At 67.9% G+C, this 7,154-nt stretch carries 6 protein-coding genes; 3 read left to right on the forward strand and 3 right to left on the reverse strand.

Features of this window, described 5'->3' with window-relative positions; all coding sequences use genetic code 11:
- The first annotated feature begins 143 nt into the window (after positions 1–143).
- Positions 144–350: a hypothetical protein gene (locus DCI01S_RS15485; RefSeq protein ID WP_156482635.1), complete on the forward strand. Its 207-nt coding sequence runs from the start codon at positions 144–146 to the stop codon at positions 348–350.
- A gap of 15 nt (positions 351–365) precedes the next feature.
- Here the strand turns inward: DCI01S_RS15485 and DCI01S_RS15490 are convergent, their stop codons facing one another.
- The 3 genes from DCI01S_RS15490 to DCI01S_RS15500 are packed head-to-tail and all read right to left on the reverse strand — an operon-like array spanning position 366 to position 4,699.
- Entirely contained in the window at positions 366–2,489 is a 2,124-nt protein-coding gene (locus DCI01S_RS15490; protein ID WP_218001327.1) for a heavy metal translocating P-type ATPase, read from the reverse strand.
- A gap of 34 nt (positions 2,490–2,523) precedes the next feature.
- On the reverse strand, positions 2,524–3,177 hold the full coding sequence (locus DCI01S_RS15495; RefSeq protein WP_167349576.1) for a YdhK family protein: 654 nt from the start codon (positions 3,175–3,177) through the stop codon (positions 2,524–2,526).
- Between the two features lie 40 nt (positions 3,178–3,217).
- Positions 3,218–4,699: a multicopper oxidase family protein gene (locus DCI01S_RS15500; protein WP_061230061.1), complete on the reverse strand. Its 1,482-nt coding sequence runs from the start codon at positions 4,697–4,699 to the stop codon at positions 3,218–3,220.
- A 324-nt stretch (positions 4,700–5,023) separates the two neighbouring features.
- Here DCI01S_RS15500 and DCI01S_RS15505 point away from each other — a divergent pair, with 324 nt between their 5' ends.
- Both DCI01S_RS15505 and DCI01S_RS15510 read left to right on the forward strand, forming a co-directional pair.
- Positions 5,024–5,713, forward strand: coding sequence for a winged helix-turn-helix domain-containing protein (locus DCI01S_RS15505; protein ID WP_061230057.1), 690 nt, complete (start codon positions 5,024–5,026; stop codon positions 5,711–5,713).
- A gap of 92 nt (positions 5,714–5,805) precedes the next feature.
- Positions 5,806–6,861, forward strand: a complete 1,056-nt coding sequence (locus DCI01S_RS15510) for a sensor histidine kinase (protein WP_061230058.1) — start codon at positions 5,806–5,808, stop codon at positions 6,859–6,861.
- The last annotated feature ends 293 nt before the right edge of the window (positions 6,862–7,154 follow it).

Below are 7,154 nucleotides of genomic sequence, written 5' to 3' on the forward strand. Positions count from 1 at the left end.
CACACCGGTCTGCCGGCGCGGCCCTGATCCTGAACTGGGCTCCATAAGGTGACGGCGTTTCTGGCCGCTTCGTTAGGATCGCTGCAGGTCACGAGTTTGAGCAGGTGGCGCGCGGGTCACTAATCGAGCGGGGTGTGGAGGTGGTGGATCTGTACGTAGTGCAGTCCAGGGCCGCCTCCGGGGCCACCGGCGTGCAGATCTGGGAGAATATCCGCAGTCGGCGCCTGATGATCGCGCACATCGGTTCGGCCCACACGCCCGGCGAGCGTGCGGCGGTGATCGATCTGCCCGCCAGAACGGCAGCCTTAGTCACACCGCCGCGGTTCGTCGAGGTGTGGGGTGGGTGGTGACCATCCTTCGTGCTCTCACTTCCTGGGGGTGGTGAGATTTTCCGGGCGCAGGTCGAGGCGTCGCAGGAGTTGGGCGTTGAGGGCGACTACGACGGTGGAGGCGGACATGAGGATGGCGCCCACGCTCATGGGCAGCACGAATCCGATCGGGGCGAGCACACCTGCGGCCAGGGGCACCGCGGCAAGGTTGTAGCCGGCAGCCCACCACAGATTCTGCTTCATCTTGCGGTAGCTCGCGCGGGACAGCTCGATGACCGAGAGCACCGAGCGGGGATCGGATGAGGCCAGGATGACCCCGGCGGAGCCGATCGCGACATCGGTTCCGGCGCCGATGGCGATGCCCACATCCGCTTGGGCCAGAGCGGGGGCGTCGTTGACTCCGTCGCCGACCATGGCGACCTTCTTGCCTTCGGACTGAAGCTCGGCGACTTTGGCGGCCTTGTCTTCGGGCCGGACCCCGGCGAAGACGCGGTCGATGCCGAGGTCGGCGGCGACGGTTTCGGCCACGGCGCGGGCGTCACCGGTGATCATGACGACGTGAGCTCCGGCGTCGTGCAGCGCGTCGACGGCCGCGCGGGACTCGGGGCGAATCTCGTCGGCCAGCCGCAGCGCGCCGATCACCCGGCCGGCGGCGAGGACGTGCAGGATGATCGCCCCTTCCGTGCGCCACTGGTCGGCGACGGGCAGCTCATCGCGGCCGTGATGGTCGAGAAGGTAGGGGCCGCCGACCTCGATGACGGTGCCGTCCACGGTGGCCTTGACGCCGACGGCCGGGGAGGAGGAGAAGTCGGACGGCGTCGACACGGCCAGGTCACGGTCGCGAGCAGCCCGCACAATGGCTCTGGCGAGAGGGTGCTCGCTGTCGCTTTCGGCTGCGGCGGCCAGTGCGAGGACCTCCTTCTCGGTGTGCCCGTCTATCGATTCAATTCCGGTGACGGTGGGTTCGCCCTTGGTCAAGGTGCCGGTCTTGTCGAACAGGACGGCGTCGACGTTGCGCATCGACTCGAGCGCAAGGCGGTCCTTGACCAGGACTCCGCCGCGGGCGGCGCGTTCGGTGGCGATCGACACGACCAGCGGGATCGCCAGGCCGAGAGCGTGGGGACAGGCGATGACCAGCACGGTGATGGTGCGCACTACCGCCGCGTCGGGCAGGCCGAGCACGCTCCAGACGGCGGCGGTGATCACGGCCGAGGCGAGGGCGAACCAGAACAGCCATCCGGCGGCGGTGTCGGCGAGGCGCTGGGCGCGAGAGGACGAGGCCTGTGCGTCGGTGACCAGTTTCTGAATCCCGGCCAGCGCGGTGTCCTGACCGATCGCGGTGACCTCGACGCGCAGGCCAGAGTCGGTGGCGACCGTGCCGGCGACGACATGGTCGCCGATCTCGCGGCGGACCGCCCGGGATCCGCCGGTGACCATGGATTCGTCCATGCTGGCCGAGCCGTCAATGATCTTGCCGTCGGCGGGTACAGACGCCCCGGGGCGGACGATCACCACGTCCCCGACCCGCAGCTCGGCCGGGGCGACGGTGATGACGTTCTCGCCGTCGACCTTCTCGGCCTCATCCGGCAGCAGCGCCGCCAGGGAGTCGAGCGCGGAGGTGGTCTGGGCCAGGGAGCGCATCTCGATCCAGTGGCCAAGCAGCATGATGACCACCAGCAGGGCCAGCTCCCACCAGAAGTTCAGCGTGTGATCGAGCGCGCCCAGGCTCGCGCCCCAGGAGGCGGTGAACGCCACGGTGATCGCCAGGCCGATGAGCAGCATCATGCCGGGCTGGCGAGCGCGGATCTCGGACAAGGCCCCGGTCAGGAACGGCCTGCCGCCCCAGAAGTAGACCACGGTGCCCAGGGCAGGGGAGACCCACCACACCCACCGGGCATCGGGCAGGTCGTAGCCGATGAGGTGGGCGAACATGTCGTTGAACGCCACCACCGGGACCGCCAGGACGAGGGTGATCCAGAACAGCCGCCGGAACTGGGCGACATGACCACCGTGCCCGCCATGGCCTGCATGGTCGTGGCCACTATGGTTCTCGTGCCTGCTGTGAGGCTGGTCTGCCGAGTGTTCGTCGTGCGTGTGGTGGCTGCCCTGCTTGCGGGTCTGGGCCTCGGCGGCTCCGTGGTGGGTGTGCTGGTCGTTCATGGTCTGTCTGTCCCTCCAGCGCGGTTGCTGTTGCCTAGGACGCGGGCTGGATCTCACTTTCGACTACCCACTTGTGGTTCGTCATCGTCATTCCGTCAGCTTCGAAGTCCACGACATAGACGGTTTCGTCGGTCGAGGACGCGATCGTCGCCGTTGTCCCGCGCATGCCTTGCATGTGCTCTGCGGTGACGGTCACTTCGGTGCCATCGTCGAGACGGTCATCGCCGACGTCCTTGAGCTCTTCCTGCACGACCCACTTGTGGTCGAGAACGGGATCGCTGCCGTCGGTGGGGGTGTAGTCGATCGCGTAGGTGTAGGTGTCGTAGGCGCCGACGATGGTGGCGGGGGCACCGTTCATGCCCTCCATGTGGTCGGCCGTCAGCGTGACTTCGGTCCCGACCGGGTAGGTCGGATCGGTGGCCTGCGTCATACCCTCAGGCACCGGGCCGCCGTCTGAGGGGTGTTCCATGCCCCCGTGGCCCCCGTGGCCCCCGTGGCCCCCGTGGCCCCCTTGTCCGCCATGGCTGTCCTCGTTCTGTGTGGCGGCGGCGGTGCCCGTCGCGGGAGTGGATGTGGTGGTTGCCGGGATGGACGCGGCCGAGGTGTCCTCGGTGTTGTCGGTACAGGCCGATAGTGCCAGCGTGGCGGCGATGAGGGTGGCGGGGATCAGCATGGGGGTGCGGGTCATGGTGGTGAAGCGCCTTTCGTGTTGGTGAGCAAACTGGTGGTCAGGCCAGGTAAGACAGGGTGGTCATCATTCCGGCCTCCATGTGGTAGGCGTTGTGGCAGTGAAGGGCCCACTGGCCGGGGTTGTCGGTGTCGAATTCGATCTCAGCGGTGCGCATGGGTCGGAGCGTGACGGTGTCTTTGCGGAGCCCGCTATCGGCGAGGGCGAAGGTATGACCGTGCAGATGCATCGGGTGGGCCATGTCGGACATGTTGCGCAGCCGCATTCGAACCCGCTGACCGCGGGAGACCTCCAGCGGTGTGGTGTCGGGATGAGCCTGCCCGTTGAGGGTCCAGCGATAGGGCATCATGCTGCCGCCCAGGTCGACGCTGAGATAACGGTCATGACCTTGGTCTGTCAGGCGCGATGCCGGCGCCGGGCTCAGGTCTGCCGGAAGCAGCACTCGGCGGTCGAGTTCGATGGGACGGGGATCGTCGGGCAGATCGCCGGAACCGGTGCGCACGATAGCGAAGGCGTGGCCGTTCTTGCCTTCAGCCTCGGCGAAGATCGGGAAGGCTCCGTCGGCCAAGGTGACCAGGACGTCGACTCGCTCGCCCATCGCGAGCAGGATCGATTCTGTCTGGTGCGGTGCGGTGGGAAAGCCGTCGGTGTGGGTGACGGTCATCGTGTGCCCGCCGACGGCGACACGGAAGAACGTGTCGGCGCCGGCGTTGATGAACCGGATCCGCGCCCGCTGCCCCGGTCTGGCGATCCACCGGACCGGGTCGGCGGGAATCTTCCCATTGAGCAGAAAGTGCGGGTAACTGACGTCGCCGGCAGCGCCGAGCAACCGGGAGATCATGCTTTGATGACCTGGACCGTCGTGCATTCGGCCGTGGCCCGGGGCGCGACCGTGAGGCCCCGGAGTGTCGATGCCCAATGCGCGGGCCGCGTCGTCTGGGGTGCCGTCGATGCCGTCGAGCCAGTCATCGACGACGACCACCCATTCATGGTCGAAGTCCCCTGGCTCGGCCGGGTCGTCGACGATCAGCGGGCCGTACAGACCCCGGTCGAGCTGCAGCCCAGAATGCGAGTGGTACCAGTGGGTACCGGCATCCGGAACGGTGAACTCGTAGGTGAATCGGTCACCTGGCTCGATCGCCTCTTGTGTCAGGCCGGGCGCGCCGTCCATGTCGTTGCGCAGGGCGATGCCATGCCAGTGCACGCTGGTCGGTTCGTCGAGCTGGTTATCGACCTCCACGCGCAGCAGGTCTCCGGCCCCGGCCCGCAGGGCAGGCCCCGGCACGGTCGGACCGTAGGCCCAGGTGGCGACCACGATCCCACCCAGGTCTACCTCCGCCGGACGAGGGGACAGGCGGGCGTCGACGATGCGCTGACCTGCACGCTGGCGCTGGGCCTCGACATCGCCCACTACTGGGTCCGATGCCGTCACCGGCACCCCCGAGGGGCCGGACTGTCCACACGCGCCCAACGCCCCGGCGCCAGCGAGAGCCGACCCGAGGAGAAATGCTCTCCGCGACATCCCGGTCACTGTTGCGACTCCGCCGACGGATCACCGAACAGCGCGGTGACCAGCAGCATCGTCGAGGCCCACAGGGCGGCCACGACGACGGCGCCGAGCGCCAGCCCGCCCCATCCGACCACGTTCTACCTCCCGCGTCTGACTCCAGTGGCCATCGTGACCGTGCATCCCGTCGGCTTCAATGGAGATCGTGTGAAGATTCGATCAAGACCCCACCGCAGTGACGGGTCATCAGTCGGGGAGGCGAAAATGGCGGGCATGCCCTTTGCCGATGAACGCGGCGACCGTCGTCCGCGCCGCGCCGATCCCCCAGCGCTGCGGGCGATGGTGGTCGACGACGAGGAGCCCCTGGCCGATCTGGTGGGGTCGTATCTCGAGCGCGACGGCTTCGACGTCACGATCACCGGTGACGGCCATGATGCTGTGGACCTGGCCTGCCGCATCGCCCCGGACGTAATCGTTCTCGACCTGGGACTCCCCGGGCTGGACGGGATCGAGGTCTGCCGACAGGTCAGAACCCACAGTGACGCGTACATCGTCATGCTCACCGCCCGGACCGAAGAGGTCGACAGCCTGATCGGACTGTCTGTGGGCGCAGACGACTACATGACCAAACCGTTCAGCCCTCGAGTGCTCTCGGCCCGGATTCAGGCGATGATGCGCAGACCACGGCAGGGCACTGCCAAGGGCGGCGGAAAGGCATCACCCCGTGTGCACTCGATCGGCCGGCTGACCATCGACACCGCCGGGCGAGAGGTCGCCGTCGGTGGTACCGCCATCGAGCTGACCCGCACCGAGTTCGACATCCTCGTCGCCCTGGCCCGCGACCCCGGGATCGTCGTGACCCGCGCACAGTTGATGGCCGCCGTGTGGGGACCGAACTGGGTGGGCGATGACCACCTGGTCGACGTCCACATCGGCCACCTGCGTCGCAAGCTCGGCGACGACGCGGCTGTGGGCCGTTACGTCCGCACGGTCCGAGGGGTCGGCTACCGCATGGGACCATGCCAATGAGGTCCACCCCGCCACCAACACCGGCCACGCCCGACACCCGCCCCCGTCGTCGCGCGGCCGGAGTCAGCTTCGGCACCCGCCTGCTGTTGGCGATGACCAGCGTGGTCGTCGGAAGCACGGCCAGCGCGTGGCTCGTTGCCTCTGCACTGGCCCCGGGCATCTTTCACGACCACCTCGGTCAAGCCGGCATCGACCACAACTCCAGCCAAGCCGCCCACGTCGAGGAAGCATTCACCGTCGCGATCATCCTGGCCTGGGGATTCGCGGTGGGCATCGCCCTGCTGCTGGCACTGGCAGCGACCTGGTACCTCACCCGCCGAGTCCAACGCTCGGTCACCATCGTTACCACCACCACCGCCGACATCGCCCAAGGGCACTACGCGACTCGGATGACAAGCCCGAAGCTCGGCCGAGAGTTTGACGACCTGGCCACCAGCGTCAACGAACTCGCCCGACGTCTGGACGCCACCGACGTCACCAGACGACGAATGCTCGCCGACCTCGGTCACGAGATGCGCACCCCGCTGGCCACCATCGACTCCTACCTCGAAGCCATCGACGACGGTGTGCGCAGCTTCGACGACACCACCAGACAGGTGCTGTGGGCGGCCACCAGACGTCTTGAACGCCTCGCCGCGGACATCGTCGCCGTCTCCGACGCGGAAGAACACCTCACCCGACTACACCCGGCCCCGACCACGACAGACGCGCTCGTAGCGACTGCCGCCGAGGCAGCACGCGAACGCTACCTCGACAAAGGCGTGCACCTGCATCTAGGTGAGATCGACCCGGTCGCGGTCACCGTCGATGCCGACCGCATCGGACAGGCACTGGCCAACCTTCTCGACAACGCGCTGCGCCACACCCCACCCGGCGGGACCGTCACCCTCGGCAGCCACCGCCCGGGCCCGGCAACGGCGGCCATCACCGTCTCCGACACAGGAGACGGAATCGCCACCGAGCACCTCGATCACCTCTTCGACCGCTTCTACCGCGCCGACCCCGCCCGAGGCCGAACCGCTGGCCGCAGCGGAATCGGCCTCGCGATCACCCGGGCACTCGTCGACGCACACGGAGGTCGCATCCGCGTCATCAGTCACGGCCCGGGCCACGGCGCCCAATTCATCCTCGACCTGCCCGCCGGCTGAGGCGCGCATGAACAGCGAACAGCAGAGCATGACTATGTGCCGGGCCGAAAAGCCCACGCCGCAACTGCATGTCATAACGCCTGGTTACCCGAACCGCACAGACCGGACTTGTGTGGGCGCACGGACAGTAGCTGCAGGTTTAACGAAACTGGCGGAGGCGGGCGCCGCGTTTCCAGGTGGACTGCGACTCATTGAGAGCTGGCGGGAGGTGGCCCGCACGCAAGTCGAGGTCCGAACCGGGGCGCGCGCCGCTTCCGCTTGCACCCGGACGCGCCAGGGTCCAATGCGTGAGG

It is taken from the genome of Dietzia cinnamea NBRC 102147 (assembly GCF_001571065.1).
Lineage (GTDB): Bacteria > Actinomycetota > Actinomycetes > Mycobacteriales > Mycobacteriaceae > Dietzia > Dietzia cinnamea.